Origin of the sequence: Pseudomonas sp. R5(2019), assembly GCF_009905435.1 — a bacterium.
GTDB lineage: Bacteria > Pseudomonadota > Gammaproteobacteria > Pseudomonadales > Pseudomonadaceae > Aquipseudomonas.
Genome location: NZ_JAAAMT010000024.1, coordinates 49,954 through 69,761 on the forward strand (window position 1 = coordinate 49,954; position 19,808 = coordinate 69,761).

General features: G+C 60.4%; 16 protein-coding genes and 1 pseudogene. 11 read left to right on the top strand and 6 right to left on the bottom strand.

Going from position 1 to position 19,808, the window contains the following annotated elements; all coding sequences use genetic code 11:
• Window positions 1–762: 762 nt before the first annotated feature.
• The 6 genes and pseudogenes from GUY40_RS16595 to GUY40_RS16620 all read left to right on the top strand — a co-directional run.
• Window positions 763–1,926, top strand: a complete 1,164-nt coding sequence (locus GUY40_RS16595; RefSeq protein ID WP_166569993.1) for an outer membrane beta-barrel protein — start codon at window positions 763–765, stop codon at window positions 1,924–1,926.
• A gap of 72 nt (window positions 1,927–1,998) precedes the next feature.
• Window positions 1,999–2,538: a polysaccharide biosynthesis/export family protein gene (locus GUY40_RS16600; protein ID WP_166569994.1), complete on the top strand. Its 540-nt coding sequence runs from the start codon at window positions 1,999–2,001 to the stop codon at window positions 2,536–2,538.
• Between the two features lie 98 nt (window positions 2,539–2,636).
• Window positions 2,637–4,877, top strand: a complete 2,241-nt coding sequence (locus GUY40_RS16605; RefSeq protein WP_166569995.1) for a polysaccharide biosynthesis tyrosine autokinase — start codon at window positions 2,637–2,639, stop codon at window positions 4,875–4,877.
• A gap of 277 nt (window positions 4,878–5,154) precedes the next feature.
• Window positions 5,155–5,880, top strand: coding sequence for a tyrosine-protein phosphatase (locus GUY40_RS16610; RefSeq protein WP_166569996.1), 726 nt, complete (start codon window positions 5,155–5,157; stop codon window positions 5,878–5,880).
• Window positions 5,877–6,641 carry a hypothetical protein gene (locus GUY40_RS16615; protein ID WP_166569997.1) on the top strand — a complete coding sequence of 255 codons (765 nt, stop codon included), beginning with the start codon at window positions 5,877–5,879 and terminating at the stop codon, window positions 6,639–6,641. Before GUY40_RS16610 ends, GUY40_RS16615 begins: the two co-directional genes overlap by 4 nt.
• 947 nt (window positions 6,642–7,588) lie before the next feature.
• Window positions 7,589–8,734: pseudogene (locus tag GUY40_RS16620) on the top strand (amino acid permease); the annotation flags it as partial.
• A gap of 115 nt (window positions 8,735–8,849) precedes the next feature.
• On the opposite strand, the gene GUY40_RS16625 reads toward GUY40_RS16620, so the two are convergent.
• On the bottom strand, window positions 8,850–9,794 hold the full coding sequence (locus GUY40_RS16625) for a 2-hydroxyacid dehydrogenase (RefSeq protein ID WP_166569998.1): 945 nt from the start codon (window positions 9,792–9,794) through the stop codon (window positions 8,850–8,852).
• 231 nt (window positions 9,795–10,025) lie between these two features.
• Between GUY40_RS16625 and GUY40_RS16630 the strand changes: the two genes are divergently transcribed.
• Entirely contained in the window at window positions 10,026–11,945 is a 1,920-nt protein-coding gene (locus tag GUY40_RS16630) for a methyl-accepting chemotaxis protein (protein ID WP_166569999.1), read from the top strand.
• A gap of 85 nt (window positions 11,946–12,030) precedes the next feature.
• Here GUY40_RS16630 and GUY40_RS16635 read toward each other — a convergent pair whose 3' ends face one another.
• The gene (locus GUY40_RS16635; protein WP_166570000.1) at window positions 12,031–12,927 is read right to left on the bottom strand and encodes a LysR family transcriptional regulator; all 897 of its coding nucleotides are present in this window, start codon (window positions 12,925–12,927) and stop codon (window positions 12,031–12,033) included.
• Window positions 12,928–12,994: 67 nt separating this feature from the next.
• Window positions 12,995–13,585 carry an NAD(P)H-dependent oxidoreductase gene (locus tag GUY40_RS16640; protein WP_166570001.1) on the bottom strand — a complete coding sequence of 197 codons (591 nt, stop codon included), beginning with the start codon at window positions 13,583–13,585 and terminating at the stop codon, window positions 12,995–12,997.
• A gap of 190 nt (window positions 13,586–13,775) precedes the next feature.
• On the opposite strand from GUY40_RS16640, the gene GUY40_RS16645 reads away from it, so the two are divergent.
• On the top strand, window positions 13,776–14,090 hold the full coding sequence (locus GUY40_RS16645; protein WP_166570002.1) for a putative quinol monooxygenase: 315 nt from the start codon (window positions 13,776–13,778) through the stop codon (window positions 14,088–14,090).
• On the opposite strand, the gene GUY40_RS16650 is transcribed toward GUY40_RS16645, so the two are convergent.
• Complete coding sequence (locus tag GUY40_RS16650; protein WP_166570003.1) at window positions 14,080–14,844, bottom strand: sulfite exporter TauE/SafE family protein; 765 nt, start codon at window positions 14,842–14,844, stop codon at window positions 14,080–14,082. The two genes, GUY40_RS16645 and GUY40_RS16650, sit on opposite strands and share 11 nt — an antisense overlap.
• A gap of 79 nt (window positions 14,845–14,923) precedes the next feature.
• On the opposite strand from GUY40_RS16650, the gene GUY40_RS16655 reads away from it, so the two are divergent.
• Both GUY40_RS16655 and GUY40_RS16660 read left to right on the top strand, forming a co-directional pair.
• Entirely contained in the window at window positions 14,924–15,811 is an 888-nt protein-coding gene (locus GUY40_RS16655; RefSeq protein WP_166570004.1) for a LysR substrate-binding domain-containing protein, read from the top strand.
• 81 nt (window positions 15,812–15,892) lie between these two features.
• Window positions 15,893–16,237 (top strand): cupin domain-containing protein, encoded by a 345-nt coding sequence (locus GUY40_RS16660; RefSeq protein ID WP_166570005.1) that lies wholly within the window; start codon window positions 15,893–15,895, stop codon window positions 16,235–16,237.
• 60 nt (window positions 16,238–16,297) lie between these two features.
• Here the strand turns inward: GUY40_RS16660 and mmsB are convergent, their stop codons facing one another.
• On the bottom strand, window positions 16,298–17,188 hold the full coding sequence (gene mmsB, locus GUY40_RS16665; protein ID WP_166570006.1) for a 3-hydroxyisobutyrate dehydrogenase: 891 nt from the start codon (window positions 17,186–17,188) through the stop codon (window positions 16,298–16,300).
• Window positions 17,189–17,199: 11 nt separating this feature from the next.
• Window positions 17,200–18,726 (bottom strand): CoA-acylating methylmalonate-semialdehyde dehydrogenase, encoded by a 1,527-nt coding sequence (locus tag GUY40_RS16670; RefSeq protein WP_166570007.1) that lies wholly within the window; start codon window positions 18,724–18,726, stop codon window positions 17,200–17,202.
• Between the two features lie 133 nt (window positions 18,727–18,859).
• On the opposite strand from GUY40_RS16670, the gene GUY40_RS16675 reads away from it, so the two are divergent.
• Window positions 18,860–19,807 (top strand): LysR family transcriptional regulator, encoded by a 948-nt coding sequence (locus GUY40_RS16675; protein ID WP_166570008.1) that lies wholly within the window; start codon window positions 18,860–18,862, stop codon window positions 19,805–19,807.
• Window position 19,808: the final 1 nt, after the last annotated feature.

The following is a 19,808-nucleotide window of genomic DNA, read 5'->3' on the forward strand; positions in this document are numbered from 1 at the left end:
TGGGGCCTTGCCATTTACTCTTTAGCTCAACTTGCCTTCTTCACAGCGTGCTGCGCAGTGAAGGGGCGGTAGCGTTTCTGGAGCCTGGACCTTTACTCTGGCAAGGCGAAAGTTGTAGAAGTTACCCCAGGAGTCAGCAAGGCAAGATGCCGGGTAATAATGGATTAACCTGTCAAATTTCATGACCTCTCCCTCGATACCGCCCACTACGCCAGCCACTGCGGGCCTCAAGTCGTCAGGGTTACGTAGCGCTGTGCGCGCGGAATCCAGGGGGGCTTCTGCAGTTGCGCAGTGGATGCAGTCAGTGGCAGGGCATGAATAGCAACTTTTACAACACCCAAAACTGCCCACTACTCTCAGCAGAAGAGGAGCAGACTCCATGCAACATCTAACGAGGACGTTCGATATGCGTAAAACTCTTTTCAGCCTTTCCCTGGCGGTAGCATTGGCCTCTGGTCAGGCCTTCGCGGACCAAGCCACTCGGGACTCCAAGGTAGCCGGCAACGCCAATGCTCCGGCTGCTACCAACTCCGGCAAAGGGCATGGTGCCACTCCTGCCACTCCCGCCACTCCTGCCACTCCTGCCACTCCTGGCGGTCCTGGCGGTCCTGCCACTCCTGCCACTCCTGCCACTCCTGCCACTCCTGCCAGCCCTAACTAATCGGCTGACCTTCAGCTGAATCAACACCAATGCTGGTGCCCCGTGCGCCGGCATTTTTTTGCGTTTTCCACCGGCAAAATCAAGGAATACCGGGTTCTCGCATGAGCAAGAAATTCAACGCAACTTCACCGGCTGCCGCCGTTTCGGCTGTGCTCTGTATCAATGCCTGGGCCATTGAGCCGCAAAGCGTCAAGCTGTCCGATGGCCTGACCTTCACCCCCACCCTGAAAGTGAGTGAAAGGTACGACGACAACTTCCGGGCCGTGGAAGACAGCGAGGAATCCTCCTGGATTACCGGCATCACCCCGACCTTCGTACTCGGTGCCGAGGGCCGCAAGAGCGCGTACGCGCTGACCTACCTGGCCAACAGCGACATCTTTCATTCGAGCCACACAGACGACAACACCGATCACCATCTGACTGCAGATGCCGGGTTTGAATTCGATGCGCGCAACCGTCTGAAGCTGAACACCGGCTATCACAAGGTTGAAGAGACGACCTCGGAAGACCAGAACATCGAAAACGACAAGTACAGCACCAGCAACCTTGGTGGCGTGTACACCTATGGCGCCGAGAGCGCCCGTACCCAGGTCGATTTCGGCGCTAAATATCAGGAGTTGCGATACCAGAACGGCAACCACCTCAATGCCGACAAAGAGCGCGACACCACCGCGCTTAGCAGCACTTTCTACTACCGCGTGGCTCCCAAGACCCGCGCCCTGGTTGAAGCTCGGCACACCGAGTATGACTACGTCTCCAACGACCGCCTCAACAGCAACAACGTCGCCCTGCTCGGCGGTCTGACTTTGGATGCAACCGCCAAGACCAGCGGTACCGTCAAGATCGGTGGCGAGAAGAAGCGTTTCGACGACTCCAGTATCGACGACAAGAGCGGCGGCATGTGGGAAGTGGGTGTCAGCTGGAAGCCACGCACCTACTCGACCTTCAACCTGAAGACGCGCCGCGGGCTCGACGAAGGTCAGGATAACGCCTCCGCCATCGAGTCCCAGAGCACCACTCTGAGCTGGAAGCACGAGTGGCTCGACCGCCTGAGCTCCGACTTCAGCTACACCTACAGTGACAAGGAATACCAGGACATCAAGCGCGACGACAAGATCGATACTTTCGGCCTCGGTCTGACCTATGAAATGCGCCGCTGGCTGGATGTGGGTGTCGGTTACAAGTATTCCGAAAACGACTCCAGCGCACCTAACGAAAGCTTCGAACGCAACATCTACACGCTCAGCCTCACAGCCAGCCTGTAACCTTGCGTCTGTAGAAAATAGGGGGGCTTCGCCCTCTTGTTACCCCGAGATATTCAGGAGCAACCGAGCCACATGGTCATTCGCATTTTTTTCAACCTGATCCTTGGCATGCTGCTGATCAACAGCAGCGTCGTGCAGGCAGAGGGCAACTCCAAATACAAACTGGCTTCGGGTGATGTCATCCGCATCAATGTCTTCGGCGAACAGGATCTCAGCTTCGAAGCGCTCCGCCTTACCGATGCCGGCACCTTCTCCTACCCCTTCATCGGTGAAGTCCAGGCCAAAGGTAAAACCGCTGCCGAGATCGAACAGATGATCATCGACAAGCTCAAGGGCGACTATTTGGTCGACCCACGCGTATCGGTCAGCGTCCTGCAGTACCGCGAATTCTTCATCAGCGGCGAGGTGCAAAAACCTGGCGGCTTCCCGTTTCAGCCTGGCCTGACGCTGCGGCGTGCCGTTGCCCTGGCCGGCGGCCTTACCGAGCGCGCCTCGGAGGGCCAGATCACCATCATCCGCGACCACGATGACAGCCGTACCCCAGAGGCAGCCACCCTCGACACCCAGGTCATGCCCGGCGACACCATCACCATCGACCAGGGTTTCTTCTAAGCATCAAGCCGTCCTCCCGGCGAGCCTGGGCACAGGTCGCATGGCGCGGCCTGCCCCCATCCCTGAGCGCCCTCAACTTTTTCAGAGTTTTCCCAAGCATGGAAAGTAACACTCATATCATCGAGCGCAATCTGATCGCCCAGCGCCAGGATGAGGGCGACGACGAGATCGACCTGCTCAAGCTGTGGCAGACCATCTGGCTGCGCAAGTGGAGCATCCTCACCCTGGTGCTGGTCGTCAGCATGGTCGCGATTCTCGCGGTTTTCACCATCACGCCCATCTACCGCGCCGTAGCCACCCTGATGATCGAGGAGAAAGCCGCCAAGGTGGTGTCTATCGAGCAGGTCTACGGCCTCGAAGGGACGGGCAGCGAATACCTGCAAACCCAGTTCGGACTGCTGAAGTCGCGCTCCCTCGCCGAGCGCGTGGTGCGTCAGCTGAACCTGACCACCCACCCCGAGTTCGATCCGCGGCAGCAGCCCGAACCGCTGATCGACATCGGCGGCCTGCTGGCCAACTTCGACTTCAACAAGATCGTGCCGGCAACCCTGCCCGGTGACTTGGAGGAGGGGATCGACCTCACCGAAGCGGAAATCTTCGATACAGTCACCAAGGACTTGATGGAGCGCATCAGCATTGAGCCGCAAGGCAAGAGCCAGCTGGTCAAGGTGATGGTGGACATGGCCGATGCGCGCACGGCTGCGCTCGCCGCCAATGCCCTGGCCAACGGCTTCATCGAAAGCCAGCTGGAATCGACCATGAACATGTCCATGACCGCCACCCACTGGATGAATAGCCGCCTGGGCGAGCTGCGCACCAAATTGAAAGATGCAGAAGACCGCCTGCAGGCCTATCGCGAAACTGAAGGCCTGGTCGATGTGGATGGCGTAGGCACCATCAGCGCCGCCGAGCTGTCCCTCACCGGCGAGCGCATGATCGATGCGCGCCGCCAGCGCGCCGAAGCCGAAAGCCAGTACCGCCAGGTCCAGGCCATGCGCGGCGGTGGCTGGGAACGTCTGGCCAGCGTTCCGGCTGTGCTGGGTCATCCGCTGATCCAGCAGTTCAAGGCGGAAGAAGCCAAGGCCAAGGCCAAGTTCGAAGAGTTGTCGCGCCGCTATGGTGCGCACCACCCGGCCATGGATGCCGCCCGCTCCGATCTGAACGCCGCCTCTGCCAGCCTGCGCGGTCAGGTCGAGCAGGTGGTCGCCGGTATCGAGCGCAACTATCAGCTGGCCGCCGCCAACGAAAATTCCCTGCAGGCCTCGTTCAACGCCAACAAGTCGCAGATCCAAAACATCTCGCGCAAGGAGTTCAAGCTGCGTGAACTGCAGCGTGAGGTGGATGGCAATCGCGCGCTCTACGACACCTTCATGACCCGACTGAAGGAAACCGCCGCCACCTCCGACCTGGACAGCGCCAATGCCCGGGTGGTGGATCAGGCCGTAGTGCCGTCTGAACCAATCAAGCCGAAGAAATCGCTGATCGTCGCCATCGCCGCCCTGCTGGCCGGCTTCATCGGTGTGGGCCTGGCCCTGCTGCTGGACATGCTGAACAACACCTTCAAGAGCACCGAGCAGGTTGAAGGCCGCCTGAACATTCCGGTGCTTGGCATCCTGCCGTTGATGAAGAGCCAGGAGCGCAGCGACCTCGCGCGGCTGTTCACCACCGACAAGGACAAGCGCTTCTCCGAGTCGATCCGCACCATTCGCACGGGCGTTGTACTCTCCGGCATCGACCACCCGCACAAGGTCATGGTCATCACCTCCTCCATCCCCGGCGAAGGCAAGAGTACCGTCTCGGTCAACCTGGCCTTCGCCCTCGGCCAGATGGAAAAAGTGTTGCTGATCGATGCCGACCTGCGCCGCCCGACCCTGGCCAAGAGCTTCGAGTTCCCGGTTGGTACTCCCGGCCTGGCCAACCTGATCGCCGGCACCGCCACGCTGGAGGAATGCATCAAGCATGTCGACGGCATTGACATGATCAGCGCCGGCACCGTGCCGCCAAACCCGCTGGAACTGCTCTCGTCGCCACGCTTCGCCAAGGCCATCGAAGTGCTCAAGAGCCAATACCAGCGCATCATCATCGACTCGCCGCCGACCCAAGCGGTGAGCGACGCGGTAGTTCTGTCGACCTTTGCCAACTCGCTGATCTACGTGATCAAGTCAGACTCCACGCACATCCCGTTGGTGGAGAAGGGCGTCGGCCAGTTGCTGCAGAACAATGCGCCAATCAACGGCATCGTGCTCAACCAGGTCGATATCAAGAAAGCCAAGAAGTATGGCTATACCTACGGCGGTTATTACGACTACTACGGCTACAGCGACGCCAAGAAAGCCTGAGTGACAGCCTGCCCTGGGAAAACTCTGAATTAGTCGTCATCCCCGCGTAGGCGGGGATCCAGAAGCAGCGTGGCACCTGGGTTCCCGCTTTTGCGGGAACGACGAGGAAGGCGCCGGGCATGGGCATATTGGCAGCCCTTCGGCCTGCATGTTGGGCTTCGCAGGCTTAGCGCCAAACTACAGAACGGGCCGAAAGGCCCGCGCTACACAAGCAACCCGCACCACCCTATAGAAACGCCACCCTGGCGCGAGACAACCAAGGGTTTCAATAGCAACCATGATCGACTTGCACAACCACCTGCTCCCCGGCATCGATGACGGTGCGCCTGACCTCGACGCCTCGCTGGCACTGGCGCGCATGGCCGTTCAGGACGGCATCACCCACCTGGTCTGCACACCGCACATCCACCCCGGCCGCTACGACAACAGCCCCGCCAGTATCCAGGCGGCGTTGGCTTTGTTTGTCGCTGCCTTGCAAGGGGCAAACATCTCTCTGCAGGTTTCTGCTGCAGCGGAAGTGCGCTTTGGCGTGGAGTTGATGGTCGGCATTGGCCAGGGAGCTATTCCTTTCTTGGGCGAATGGCGGGGCAAGAAGGTGCTGCTGCTCGAGTTCCCCCATGGTGAAGTGCCCTTCGGCGCCGAACGTCTGATCGCCTGGCTGCTGCAACGCAACATCGTGCCGATGATCGCCCACCCGGAACGCAACAAGGGCATCATGCGCACGCCGTCCAGCCTCAAGCCGTTCCTGAAGCAGGGCTGCCTACTGCAAGTCACGGCCTCATCGGTGGCGGGCCACTTTGGCCCGGCCGCCCAAGCAGTTGCCCATGAGCTGCTGGCGCAAGGTGTAGTGACCATACTCGCCACCGATGCCCACAACCTGCAGCATCGCCCACCCATGCTCAGCGAGGGCATGCAACATGCCGCTCGCATCGTTGGCGATGCCAAAGCAGAAGCCCTGGTCAAACAGATCCCCTGGGAAATCGCCCAGAGTCATTTCGCATGAACCCCAGCCTATCCATCGACCGGCTCAGCCGCCGGAAACAGCACTCGCCCGCAGGCGAGCAAAGTGTGAGCGCCATCACACAAAAAGTGTCTGCCGTGCTGGTGTTGCCGTTGGCCCTGGTCCTGTTATTTGCAGGGGCCTGCATGATCGTGGCTGGTATCGCCAGCTACCAGGCTGAAGCCTTTATCAGTGACTGGGAAAAGGCCGGCAACGAGCCCGAAGCCCGTGCCTGGCAAATCGCCCATGATGCCGCCCAGCGAGCCACCAGTCTGTACCCGGTTGCCAATGGCGATTACCTCGACCGCCTCGGGCGTATCCACAGCTGGCAGCAATTCCGCCAGCCCTATGCGGCCCCTACCGCAGCAAGCTCGCGCCATGCCGCCCTCGATGCTTACCGCGCCGCGGTCGCCGCACGCCCCAGCTGGCCCTATACCTGGGCGCACTTGGCCCACAGCAAACTCTACCTGCAAGAGTTCGATGACGAGTTTGCCCACGCCCTGAGCCAGGCCTTTCAGCTTGGCCCCTGGCGCATCGGCGTCAATCGCGAGCTGGCGGAAATCGGCTTCAGCGCCTGGCCCCATCTGAGCGAAAGCCAGCGCCAGACCACTCTCGAATCGGCCCGGCGCAGCATTGCCTATGGGCACGCGGAAGCCCAACGCCTGCTCAAGATTGCCCAACACACCGACAAGCTGCCGCAGCTGTGCGGCAGCTTGAGCCGCGAACTGATCAACAACCGCAAGCTTTCGCCATGCCTGAATTAACGTTTGCAGAGCGGCTTCCAGCCCCGTCGTCCCTGTAGGAGCGGGGGGCGTGCCGAGTCCTTGCCCGCGATGCTTTTGCCACGTCGGCTCACGCATCCCAAATGCTAAGGCTATGTCCCAGTTACGTTTTGTGCGGGGTTGCGGCTCTTTTTGTCGAGCGCTTTACCGACGGATTTTCGCGGAAGAGCGTAGGGCGTTTTCGTCACAAGCTGATGATCTATAAAGGTTTTCTACTAAACCACTCTAGGTTTCACTGATGGATGGGTGCAGACCTCGACCTTTCCTCGCACGCCTGTCGCGTGGTCTCTGGAGTTTTCAATTCGGGTTTGGGGAGCAACCGACTTTTTCAACAGAATCGGCCGATTTCTGCCTGTCGCCACCGGCAGCTATGGGCAGTTCACTGCCAATCATGGTTACGAAGCGTGCTGCTCAGATCGAATGCAAACGGGTGGTCAAGTGGAGTGCAGTATTCCAATTGGTATTCCAACTAAAAATCAAATCCAATATTAATGTTATCAATCAATAAGTTACTGAACTGACTCAGATTACCCGGCCACCAAATTCGTTTCACAGCAGTACAAAGAAAACCGCAATGCCATGTTCTATGGCTTGCGGTTTTTTTTGCCCCTCGATTCATATCGTTTTCTACCGATGTATGCACCGACGGGCCTGCTGTCGCGAATGGCTTCAGCCGCGGCGTTTTCAAGTAACAGACCCGCCGTGCTTGAAAGGTAAGGTGGCGGGGCGTTTTTTTAGCTGTGCGTTCGTCGTGATGACTGATCGAAAAGAGCAACAGCGTGTGAAGTGTGCCGCTTTCAAGGTGTTCAACGGGAAGAAGTGATGTTCGCCTAACGATCAGTCAGTACGTCCCCCTGTCAAACACAAGAGAAAAAGCACAATGATCAGCCTGGGCTCCGAGGATTCGAGTCCAACCCAGACACCGGTTCGACCAGGCCATCGGCCCCTGGGCGGGCTTTACCATTGGCTGGCTGTACTGGTGGTTCTGGGTGCTGGTCATTCCCATTGAGGCGCTGGCCGCCGGCCATGTGTTGAACAATTGGTTCCCGCAGGTTGAGACCTGGTTATTTGCCTTGCTGTCGATCGTTGCGCTGGCCGCGACGAATCTGTTCAGCGTATCCAAGTACGGTGAGTTTGAGTTCTGGTTCGCCATGTTCAAGGTGGTGGCGATCATCGGCTTTATCACCCTGGGCGCGGCCGTGCTGGTGGGCTGGGTGCCCGACCGCGAAGTCAGCGGCTTGAGCCGACTGATGAGTGAACACGGCGGCTTTGCGCCCAATGGCGTGTCGGCAGTCGTGGGGGCGTTCATCACCATCATGTTCAGCTTTATCGGCACTGAGGCGGTGACCATCGCTGCAGCCGAATCCAGCAGCCCGGCGAAGAACATCGCCAAGGCCACGCGCTCGGTGATCTGGCGAATCGGCGTGTTTTACCTCTTGTCCATTGCCGTGATCATTTCCGTAGTGCCCTGGAACGACCCTTTGCTGGCTACGGTGGGCTCCTACCAGCGGGCCCTGGAACTGATGAACATCCCGCATGCCAAGTTCATGGTGGATGTGGTGGTGCTGGTCGCCGTGGCAAGCTGCATGAATTCGTCGATCTATATTTCCTCGCGCATGCTGTATTCGCTGGGTCGACGAGGTGAGGCTCCGATACAGGTGAAGGAGACTTCATCGGCAGGCGTCCCACGGGCTGCAGTTATCGCCAGCACCGTGATCGGTGCCGTCATCACCGTGGTCAGTCATTTCGCGCCAGCGGGCTTGTTCCAATTCCTGCTGGCCAGCTCCGGCGCCATTGCCTTGCTGGTGTACCTGGTCATCGCGATCTCTCAGCTGCGCATGCGCAAGATGCTGCTGCGACAGAAGGTAGAAATAACCCTGCGTATGTGGCTGTTTCCGTGGCTCACCTACGCAGTGATCGCCTTCATCGTCGCGGCGCTGGGCGTGATGTTGGTAACTCCCGAGCACCGCGCCGAAGTGACCTCGACCATTGGCCTTGCGCTCGTCATTTCCTTTATCGGCATTGTGATGGCGCGTAATCATCCGCAGCCGGCACGACTGAGTTCCGTGCGCTAATCGATACCCACAACGCCCCGAATGGTTGGGGCGTTGTGAGCAATGGCTGGCATCGCGCACTGGCCAATATTCTGGCTCCTGAGCCGATTGACATACCCCGTATTACGCCGCCCGATCAGCCAGACATCGGCACCGGCGTCAACACGGGCTTTCCGGCATAAAACGCCGCCAGATTGTCAGCGACCATTTGCACGGTTGCGCGGGTCGACTCCGGCGACAGACCGGCCACGTGGGGGGTCAGCACGACGTTACTCAGTGCCTTGAGTTCATCGGGGACAGAAGGCTCGTCATCGAACACATCCAGTGCAGCCCCGGCAATCTGCCGCTGCTGCAGCGCCTCGATCAGGTCTGCCGTCGCCACTACGCTGCCGCGGCCGATATTGACCAGAAAACCTTCGCAGCCAAGCGCTTGCAACACCGCCTTGTCGATCAGTTGCGCAGTGGCAGCACCGCCTGGAGTGGCTAGCACGAGAAAATCCGAAGCGCCCGCCAGCGCCAGTGCTGAAGCGCTATAGCTGTAGGACACATCGCTGCGTGGCTGGCGATTGTGGTAGCTGACGGTCATATCGAAACCGAGTGCCGCACGCTTGGCGATGGCCAGCCCGACCGCCCCCAGACCGAGGATGCCCAAACGCTTGCCGGCCAGCGACGGGCGCATGACCTTGCTCCACTCACCGCGACGTACGCCCGCATCGGCATTGGGGATATTGCGCACCAGCGCCAGCAACAAGGCCATGGCATGGTCGGCCACTGCCGATGCATTGACCCCGGCACCATTGGTCACGGTGATACCGCGCTTGCGGGCAGCCTGCAGATCAACATGCTCGTAGCCGGCGCCGATCACACAGATGATCTGCAGGTTCGGCAGAGCCTCAATTTCCTCGGCATACAGCCCCAGCGGGCCACGGGTCAGCACCGCACGAATACGTTCGCCGTGCAGCTGGATGGCCTCGGCGCGGCTGGCCGGGGTCGGCGCGACGATGCGCCCAAGCCCGCAGCCATCGAGAATGGGCAAGTAGTCATTGATGGTTTCGACCAGAACCAGCAGTGCATCAGTCATCGGGCGCTCCGAGCCTTTGAGGGAAGGCTGATGATCTGACAAAGCCTGCGTCGAAGCGAGCGCATTCCCGCACAATCTTTCAAAACAACTTCGCAGGACAATTTGCTGAAAAAGCGTTTCAGCTCTGCCCCGCGCCGCCGATATAGCGAATCTGAAACACCGCTGGCCTCCAAGAACAACAACCGTCACCAGCGCATCGATCAAGACACTCAAGGTTCCTGGAGGGATTGTATGAATGGCTGGTTTGGCAATATCAGCGTCAACCTTAAACTTGGCCTGGGCTTCGGCCTGGTCCTGCTGCTCACACTGCTGTTGGCGCTCACTGGCTGGACCAGCCTGGGCAGCCTGATCGACCGCAGTAACTGGATGAGCGATATCACCCAATTCAACTCGGCACTTACCAACCTGCGCATCAGCCGGCTTCAGTACATGCTCACCAATGGCGAAGACACTGCCGGCGCCAAGGTGCAGGAACAGCTCGACGCTTTCAGCCAGCAGCAACAGAAGCTGGTGGGCAGCTTCAAAAGCCCGGAAAACCTCAAGCTGCTCAAGGAAGAAGGCGAGCTGATCGAACAATACCGCCAGTCGCTGGAAAAGATGCGCAACGCCTACAAGAGCGCTGAGGTCGCGCACCTGGAGATGGGGCGCAACGCCGCCGACGCCTACGTCTTGGTCGATCAAATCAGCCAGGCCGTGCTGGCCCTGCCGGAAAGTGACAGCCGCCGCTTCGAGCAGTATCAGGCCATTACCCGGGCCAAGGAACAGCTGATGCTGGTGCGCTATGAGGTGCGCGGCTACACCGCCGATGTCAGCGCCCAGAGTGAACAGGCGGCCTTGCGCCAACTCGACGCGGCACTCAATGATGTTCGCGCGTTGAACAACCATGTGCCCGGCGAGCAGGCTCGGATCGATCGCTTCGAAGCCGCGTTGCTCAGCTACAGCCAGGCCGTGCGCACATTCAAGGACGCTAACCAACAGGCCGTGATCGCACGCCAGGAAATGACGGTGCAAGGCGCCGCGATCGTCAAGCGCAGCGACGCGCTGTATCAGATCCAGCTGACCCGCCGCGACAGCGAAAGCGCCCAGGCCCGCACCCTGCAGACCATCAGTACGTTGCTGGCACTGATCTTCGGCGTCCTTGCCGCCTGGATCATCACCCGCCAGATCACCGGCCCTCTGCGCGAAACACTGGAGGAGGTCGAGCGCATTGCCTCCGGCGATCTGTCCCGGGATATCCGGGTAACCCGTCGCGATGAGCTGGGCGTATTGCAGCAAGGCATCCAGCGCATGGGCGCGACCCTGCGCGACTTGATCGGCGGTATTCGCGATGGCGTAACCCAGATCGCCAGCGCCGCCGAAGAACTGTCGGCCGTCACCGAAGAAACCAGCGCCGGCGTCAACAGCCAGAAAGTCGAGACCGACCAGGTGGCCACGGCCATGCATGAGATGGCGGCCACCGTGCAGGAAGTCGCGCGCAATGCCGAACAGGCCTCTCAGGCTGCCACCGATGCCGACATCCAGGCTCGTGACGGCGACAAGGTCTTGGCCCAGGCCATCGGCCAGATTGAGCGCCTGGCTGATGAAGTCCGACGTTCAACCGATGCCATGAGCCGCCTGCAGCAGGAAAGCGTGAAGATCGGCAGCGTGATGGACGTGATCAAGTCAGTGGCCGAACAGACCAACCTGCTGGCGCTCAACGCCGCCATCGAAGCGGCGCGTGCCGGTGAAGCCGGGCGCGGGTTCGCCGTGGTTGCCGATGAAGTACGCGGCCTGGCCCAGCGCACGCAGAAATCCACAGAGGAAATCGAGGAACTGGTGGCGGGCCTGCAGAGCGGGACTCAACAGGTCGCCAATGTCATGCTCAGCAGCCGCAGCCTGACCGACAGCAGCGTGGAGTTGACCCGCCAGGCGGGTGACTCGCTGGAGAACATCACCCGCACGGTGTCGAACATCCAGTCCATGAACCAGCAGATTGCCGCAGCCGCCGAGCAACAGAGCGCGGTGGCCGAGCAAATCAGCCGTAGCATTCTCAATGTGCGCGACGTGTCCGAACAGACCGCGGCTGCCAGCGAAGAGACGGCGGCGTCCAGTGTCGAGCTGGCGCGGCTGGGGAATCAGTTGCAGATGATGGTCAGCCATTTCCGGATTTGAGGTATGGGGTGACTGCCGTCCCCTCACCCCAGCCCTCTCCCCAACGGGGAGAGGGCGCTAAGAGCTAAAAGCAGCTTGCCTGCCCTCAGACCGCGTAGGCAGCCAATTTCTGCTGGATAAAATCCAGGAAGCACTGGATGCGCAGCGCCAGCTGAGAGTTGCGGTAATACACCGCGTTGATCGGCTGGCGGTAACCGCTGTTGGCGTCGGCCAGCACCCGCTGCAGGCGGCCGGCCTGAATGTCGTGGGCGGTCATGAAGTCCGACAGGCAGACGATACCCTCGCCTTCAATCGCCAACTGGCGCAGGGTCTCGCCACTGGAGGCCGACAGCTGAGGGCGAATATGCCAGCGGTCGCCCTCAGCGTGCCGCAACGGCCAGTGGTTGAGGCTTTCGGTCTGGGTAAAACCCAGCAACACGTGGTCAGCCAACTCGTGAACCGTGCGAGGTGTGCCATGGCGCGCCAGGTAGTCGGGGCTGGCTAGAATATTCAGCGGGCTGCAGCCCAGCGAACGGGCATGCAGGGTCGAATCAGTCAGCACGCCAATACGGATTGCCACATCGGTGCTCTGTTCAAGCAGATCGATGATCAGGTCGTTGCTGTTGAGCTCCAGCAGGATGTCCGGGTACAGCTGCCGAAACTCGGCCACGTAAGGGACGATGGCGTGCAGCATAAACGGTGAGGCCGCGTTGATGCGCAAGCGCCCGGACGGGGTCTGGTGCCGCAGTGCCAGGCGCTCTTCCAGCTCGTCCATCTGTTCGAGAATCTGCTTGGCCCGGCCGAGGAAGAACTTGCCTTCCTCGGTCAGGTCCATCCGCCGGGTGGTGCGGTTGATCAACGTGGTATCCAGCTTGGCCTCAAGCCGCGACAACGTCCGACTGATCGCCGAGGGCGTCTGCCCGATCTGCTCGGCGGCAGCGCTGATCGAGCCGCACTCGATCACCGACACAAATACCTGCAATTCATCGGATCTGGCTTTCACGGCGCTCTCTTCCTGGCGATTCAGGCGTTGATAGTAGCGGCGCGGACTGTAATTGAAAGCCTTGCGATCACGCGTTGAGGCCGAACACTTCGGCCAGGTGCTGCTCGTAGCGGGCCACGTCAGCCTGAACGTCAGGTCGCTTCATCACATCAACGCTGAGAAAGGTCGGCAAAGCCGTCATACCCAGGAACTGGTTGGCCTTGTGGAACGGGAAATACACTGCATCCGCACCCTTGGCCTCAAAGAAGTCGGTCGGGTCGTCAAAGGCTTGCTGCGGGGCATTCCAGGTCGCCGAAATCATGTACTGTTTGCCGTGGGCCAGGCCGCCGCTGCCGTATTTCTGCGAGGCATCGGAACGGGTCCGGCCGTCGTTGGCGTAGAGGCTGCCGTGGCCTTCGGTGAAGACTTCGTCGATGTACTTTTTCACGGTCCAGGGCGCGCCCATCCACCAGCCGGGCATTTGATAGATGACCACGTCGGCCCAGAGATACTTCTGCACCTCTTCGCTGATGTCGTAGCCGCCATCGATAAAGGTGGCCTTCACGTCGAAACCGGCGCGGTCCAGAAAAGCCAGGGCGGTGTCGTGCAGTGTTTCATTGTAGCGGCCATCGGAGTGGGCGAACTGTTTGCCACCGTTAAGCAAAAGAACCTTTTTCATGCTGAGCCTCGTCATGTTCAGTCCGAGGGCTGCTGGCCGCTGGACTGGTTCAATGGGAATGGCGGCCAGCTTAATGATCGAGGCGCTGCGGAAAAATTGGCTCAGGGGCAAAATACATTTGCCTTGAGCGCACGAATACATCGCTGATTATTGCTTTAGAATCCAGGCATCCCTTCTCTGGAGTCTTGCAATGAGCGAGCACTACGGATTTATCCTGAAAGCCAAGACCCGGCCGGAAAAAGCCGAAGCCTTCGAAACCCTTTTCCGCAGCTACGTGGAACCGAGCCGCGCCGAGGCCGGATGCGTCGAATACCATATGTTGCGTGACAGGGAAGACCCAAGCCTGTTTGTGTTCTTCGAAATCTGGCGCAGCAAGGCCGACTTCGACTTGCATGTGGCCCTGCCGCACATGCAGCGATTCCATGAGCAGCGCATGGAATTCCTGGAACGTGACTTCGACGTTCAGCCGATTGAGATGCTCAGCGCTTCATCGACTAGCCGTTGATCAACAGATGCGCGCCCAGCAGCGCCAGCCCGACAAAGAACAGGCGCTTGAACAGTGGCGCGCTGATGCGCTGGCGCAGCCACTGGCCCAGGAACATGCCCAGCAGTGCCGGCAGTAGCGCCAGCACTGATGCCCCCAGCTCCACCTGGCCCAGGCCGCCCTGCCATAAAAGGCCAGCGCCCAGGGCCAGGGTCGAGACGGTGAAGGACACCCCCAGCGCCTGAACCAGCTCATCTCGATTCAATCCCAACGCTTGCAAGTACGGCACGGCCGGAATCACAAAAACGCCGGTCGCCGAGCTGATGACCCCTGTCACCAGGCCGCAGACCGGACCCAGCCATCGCTCCTCCCCAGCGTGCACACGAAACGACGGCAGGCACAGGCCACTGAACGCATACAGCAACAGCGCCGCTCCCAACGCTCGAACCACCCACGGCCCACCGGCAATGCCCAGCCACAGCGAACCGATGCCGGTACCGAGAAGGATCATCAGCAGCATGGGCCACAGGCGTCGGATCAAACGCTGCAGTTGTCCACCTGCCGCCAGTTGCCACAGGTTGGTCAAGGTAGAGGGAACAATCAGCAACGCCGCTGCCTGCGCCGGCGCGATAGCCAGGCCCAACAGGCCCATGGCAATCGTCGGCAACCCAAGGCCGATCACGCCCTTGACCATCCCGGCCAGCAGAAAGGTGCCCAGGACCAGCGCCGACAAGGCCCAGCCAATGTTCTGATACAGCTCGAATATTGAGTTCATGGGCCCATGCTGCGGCATCCGCTGCGGCTTGAAAATCTGCCATATACTGAGCCTGCCTACGGCATGGGCAGAGGCTGCAATGCATTTCGACCTGATCGACCTTCGGCTGTTCGTCAACACGGTGCACGCCGGCAATATCACCTCGGGCGCCCAGCGCAGTCATTTATCGCTGCCCTCGGCGAGCGCGCGTATCCGTGCGATGGAGGCCTCGCTCGGTATCCCGCTGCTGGAGCGCGGCCGCCGTGGCGTGCAGCCGACACCTGCGGGCAAGGCCCTGCTGCAGCATGCGGGGGTACTGATGCAACAGGTCGAGCGTCTGCAGTTCGACCTGAGTCAGTATGCCCAAGGTGTGCAGGGCCAGATCCGGTTACTGTGCAACACCGCAGCGCTGACTGAATACTTGCCCGAATTGCTCGCCAGCTTTCTTCAGCGCCATCCTTCTATCGATATTGATGTTCAGGAGATGACCAGCCTGCGCATCGTTCACGCGTTGCGCCAGGGTGCGGCGGATATCGGCATCGTCTCCACGGCCGTGGACAGCGAAGGCCTGCAATCTCTGGCATTTCGTGACGACCCATTGATGCTGGTCATGCCGCTGGAACACCCGCTGGCGCTTGCCCCAAGCCTGCGATTTATCGATGCCCTGGCTTATGGTTTTGTCGGGCTGAGCGCCAACAGCGCGCTGGCCCTGCACCTTGAGGAACAAGCGCTGCATGCGGGTCGGCGGATGCAGATCCGGGTGCGCGCCGAGGGCTTTGACGGAGTAATTCGCATGGTCGCCCACGGCGCTGGCCTGGGTATCGTACCCAGGGCCGCCGTCGAGCGCTGGCAGCCGCTGCTGTCATTCAAAAGCCTGGCCCTCAGCGAGGCCTGGGCTGATCGCAAGCTGCTGTTGTGCGCACAAGACTTCAAGGCCCTCCCCGGTTTTGCCCAGGGGTTGATTCAGACCCTGAGCGTGGATGGATAACGGAAGGTCGAGCGCAGACAATCCCTGAGGGTGTCAGACCGTTAGGGTTCAGGCTTCTTTGTTCATTGGCCTGGAGTTGTCATGTCGAAACCGATCGTTGTCCTTCGCGATACGCATCCGCTGCCGGTGCTGGACGCCTGCAAATGGGAAAAGCTCGAAGGCGACCCGCACACCGTCAACCTCAACGCCTACACCAGCGAAGACGGCAGCAAGATCATGGGTACCTGGATCTGCACGCCGGGCAAATGGCGGGTCAATTACGAGAAGTGGGAATACTGCCATTTTCAGGAAGGCTACTGTGTGATCACACCGGACGGGCAAGAGCCGATCCATTTGCGCGCAGGGGATATCTTCGTGGTTGAACCGGGGATGCGCGGCACCTGGGAAGTAGTGGAAACCGTGCGCAAGTATTTCGTCTTCGCCTGACCCAAAAGCTTCGCGGGCAAGCCGCAATGCCGGATTGCCCGCGAATAGGTCCAGCCGTATTCAGTTTGAAGGTTTGCGATAACCCTCGACAATCGCCGAGAAGTCCTTGCCACCGTCCCCGCGCAAGCTCATCGCCTGATACAACTGCTGCGCGACCGCACCCAGAATCACCGGTTGATGTGCCTGTTTGGCGGCCTCGGTGGCCAGTCCCAGGTCCTTGAGCATCAACTCCGCACCGAAACCGCCGGTATAGCCGCGTGACGCTGGCGCCGTCTCGATGATGCCAGGCCATGGGTTGTAGGTGTCGGAACTCCAGCAACGTCCGGTCGAACTGTTGATGACGCCGGCCAGCACTTTGGTGTCGATGCCCAGCGCGTCCCCGAGGGCCATGGCTTCGGACACGCCGATCATGGAAATCCCGAGGATCAGGTTATTGCAGATCTTGGCGATCTGCCCGGTCCCCACTTCCCCGCAGTGAACAATGTTGCGGCCCATTTGCGCCAGCACTGGCTGCAGGGTGGCGAACAGTTCGGCGCTGGCACCGACCATGAACGTCAGCGTACCGGCCTGTGCACCACCGGTGCCACCGGAGACCGGCGCGTCGGCCAGCGCGACACCCTGCCTGGCAGCTGCCTGGGATATGTCGCGAGCGGTCTGCGGGTCAATGGTGCTGCATTCCACTACCGGCGTTCCGGCACGAATACCCGCCAGCACCCCATCCTCGTTCAAATACACGCTGCGCACATGCGCCGCCGCCGGCAGCATGGTAATCACCAGCTCGCAATCCTGCGCCGCTTCGCGGGGGGAATGGCTGATGTTGCCACCCAGTTGCGCCAGCTCTGCCAGCACCGCCTGGTTCAGGTCGAACAGATTCAGCTGGTGCCCGGCCTTGATCAGGTTGCGCGCCATGGGCGCGCCCATATTGCCCAAACCGATGAATGCAATACGCATGATCATTCTCCTCAGCGCAGATGGATGGTGGTGTTAACGCCATCATTGACCGTGTCATCGTCAAACCAGCGACTGGTGACGGTTTTGGTCTGGGTGTAGAACTGCACCACTTGTTTGCCATACGGACCCAGATCGCCCAGCTTGGAGCCGCGCGAACCGGTGAAGCTGAAGAACGGGACCGGCACCGGAATTGGAATATTGATCCCGACCTGGCCGACATCGATTTCGTTCTGGAATTTGCGCGCCGCGGCGCCGCTCTGGGTGAACAGGCCCGTACCGTTGCCGAAGGGGTTGCGGTTGACCAGCGCGATGGCCTCGTCAAGGGTGTCGACTTCCAGTACCACCAGCACCGGGCCGAAGATTTCCTGGGTGTAGATCTGCATGTCGGTGGTGACCCCGGAAAACAGGGTCGGGCCGACGAAGTTGCCTTCCTCGAAACCCGGCACCTTGACGCCACGACCGTCCAGTTCCAGCTTGGCACCCTCTTTCACACCGTTCTCGATCAGGCCCAGGATGCGATCCTTGGCGCGCTTGGAAATGACCGGGCCAACATCGGTGCCTGGCTCGCTGCCGGCATTGACCGTGAGCTTCGACGCCAGCGCCTTGAGATCCGGCAGCCATTCGCGGGCTGCGCCGACCAGTACCACCACCGAGGTGGCCATGCAACGTTGCCCCGCGGCACCAAAACCAGCTCCCACGAGGGCGTTGAGCGCCTGGACGCGGTTGGCATCCGGCAGCACCACGGCGTGGTTCTTGGCGCCCATCATCGCCTGCACGCGCTTGCCGTGCTGGCCCGCCAGATTGTAGACGTGGGTCCCGACTTCAGTAGAGCCCACGAAGGAAATGGCCTTGATATCCGGATGAGTGCAGATTGCATCCACCACGTCCTTGCCGCCATGCACCACGTTCAGCACGCCCGCCGGAACACCGGCTTGCACTGCCAGCTCGACCAGCATCATGGTCGACAGCGGGTCTTGTTCAGAAGGCTTGAGCACGAAGGTGTTGCCGCAGGCGATGGCCATCGGGAACATCCACAGCGGAATCATCGCCGGGAAGTTGAATGGCGTGATACCGGCGCAAACACCGATGGGTTGGCGCAGGGTGTAGGTGTCGACGCCACCGGCGACGTTTTCGGCGTGTTCGCCCATCTGCAGGCTACCAATCGAGCAGGCATGCTCAACCACTTCCAGGCCACGGAAGATATCACCTTCGGCATCGGCGATGGTCTTGCCTTGTTCGGCACTCAGGGTCACTGCGATGCGTTGGGAATGTTCGCGGATCAGGGCCTGCAACTTGAGCATGATGCGCATGCGGGCGCCGATTGGCGTCTCACGCCAGGTCTTGAATGCACGCTGGGCAGCCGCCACTGCGGAATCGACTTCTTCTTTTGTCGCGAAGGGCACCTTGGCCAGCACTTGCTGGGTGGCCGGGTTGACGATATCGCGCCATTCGGTGGTGCTGGACTCCACCCATTGGCCGTCGATCAGTAACTTGACCTGCTCGACCTTGGTTTGGCCGGGGTTCATGGAAGCGTTCATGAAGAGTCTCCTGATTATTGTTGTGCAGAGGTCGACGCTGCCGCAGCGAGGTCAGCGCGCTTGGAGCTAGGGACTGATTTGGAGTATAGATGTGCAAAGATCCAATAAGAACGCACATAAAAACCGGTCCAACATGCAAAAAAACATCACCTCATTAGGCTCGTTGAATTGGGATGACCTGAAGTTTTTTCTTGAGGTCGCCCGTACCCGAAAAGCCAGCAGCGCCGCCAAGCGCCTGGGCGTGGACTACACCACGGTGTCGCGGCGGATCAGTTCGCTGGAACAAGCGCTGGGCACCTTGCTGTTTGAAAAATCCCGCACCAATGGCTTTGTGCTGACGGCCGAAGGCCAGCGCCTGCTGAGCTATGCCGAATCCATCGAAAGCACCCTGCACATGGCCTGCGAGCAAGTCTCGGGGTCCGGCGTGGCGCTGTCGGGGCACGTGCGGATGGGCTGCACCGAAGGCTTTGGCAGCTTTTTCATCACACCCCAGCTTAGCCACTTCGTCGACGCTTACCCGGCGATCTCGGTGGATATCCTGCCGCTGCCGCACTTCATCAGCCTTTCCAAGCGTGAAGCGGATATCGTGATCGCACTGGAACGGCCCGAGCACGGGCCCTACGTGTGCTGCAAACTCTGCGACTACCGCTTGCAGTTGTACGCGACCCAGGCGTACCTGGACCGCCACGAGCCAATTACCCGCCCCGTCGATCTGGCCCGTCATCAGTTCATCAGTTATGTGGATGACCTGGCGTTCAGCTCCGAACTGCTCTATCTGGCGAACCTCTTGCCTGCGGCGAATGCCAGCCTGCGCAGCACCAGCGTGATCGCGCAGTATGTGGCGGCGCAGCAAGGTCGTGGCCTGGCGATCCTGCCGTGCTTTCTCGCAGCCCAGGACCCCAACCTGCTGCCGGTGCTGCCTGAAGAAGTGGATATCACCCGGCAGTTCTGGATGTACTGCCGGGAGGACCTGCGCAAGCTCAAGCGGATTACCCTGTTATGGGATTACATTCGCGAGGTGACCGAGCGTAACCAGCCGCTGTTGATGGGCCAGTCGCGCTCGATGCTGTTTAACGACTAGT

Excerpts from the sequence above, each read along its gene's own strand:
- GUY40_RS16595 (WP_166569993.1), top strand. The coding sequence starts at position 763 with ATGAGCAAGAAATTCAACGCAACTTCACCGGCTGCCGCCGTTTCGGCT.
- GUY40_RS16600 (WP_166569994.1), top strand. The coding sequence starts at position 1,999 with ATGGTCATTCGCATTTTTTTCAACCTGATCCTTGGCATGCTGCTGATC.
- GUY40_RS16605 (WP_166569995.1), top strand. The coding sequence starts at position 2,637 with ATGGAAAGTAACACTCATATCATCGAGCGCAATCTGATCGCCCAGCGC.
- GUY40_RS16610 (WP_166569996.1), top strand. The coding sequence starts at position 5,155 with ATGATCGACTTGCACAACCACCTGCTCCCCGGCATCGATGACGGTGCG.
- GUY40_RS16615 (WP_166569997.1), top strand. The coding sequence starts at position 5,877 with ATGAACCCCAGCCTATCCATCGACCGGCTCAGCCGCCGGAAACAGCAC.
- GUY40_RS16625 (WP_166569998.1), bottom strand. The coding sequence starts at position 9,794 with ATGACTGATGCACTGCTGGTTCTGGTCGAAACCATCAATGACTACTTG.
- GUY40_RS16630 (WP_166569999.1), top strand. The coding sequence starts at position 10,026 with ATGAATGGCTGGTTTGGCAATATCAGCGTCAACCTTAAACTTGGCCTG.
- GUY40_RS16640 (WP_166570001.1), bottom strand. The coding sequence starts at position 13,585 with ATGAAAAAGGTTCTTTTGCTTAACGGTGGCAAACAGTTCGCCCACTCC.
- GUY40_RS16645 (WP_166570002.1), top strand. The coding sequence starts at position 13,776 with ATGAGCGAGCACTACGGATTTATCCTGAAAGCCAAGACCCGGCCGGAA.
- GUY40_RS16650 (WP_166570003.1), bottom strand. The coding sequence starts at position 14,844 with ATGAACTCAATATTCGAGCTGTATCAGAACATTGGCTGGGCCTTGTCG.
- GUY40_RS16655 (WP_166570004.1), top strand. The coding sequence starts at position 14,924 with ATGCATTTCGACCTGATCGACCTTCGGCTGTTCGTCAACACGGTGCAC.
- GUY40_RS16660 (WP_166570005.1), top strand. The coding sequence starts at position 15,893 with ATGTCGAAACCGATCGTTGTCCTTCGCGATACGCATCCGCTGCCGGTG.
- mmsB (WP_166570006.1), bottom strand. The coding sequence starts at position 17,188 with ATGCGTATTGCATTCATCGGTTTGGGCAATATGGGCGCGCCCATGGCG.
- GUY40_RS16670 (WP_166570007.1), bottom strand. The coding sequence starts at position 18,726 with ATGAACGCTTCCATGAACCCCGGCCAAACCAAGGTCGAGCAGGTCAAG.
- GUY40_RS16675 (WP_166570008.1), top strand. The coding sequence starts at position 18,860 with ATGCAAAAAAACATCACCTCATTAGGCTCGTTGAATTGGGATGACCTG.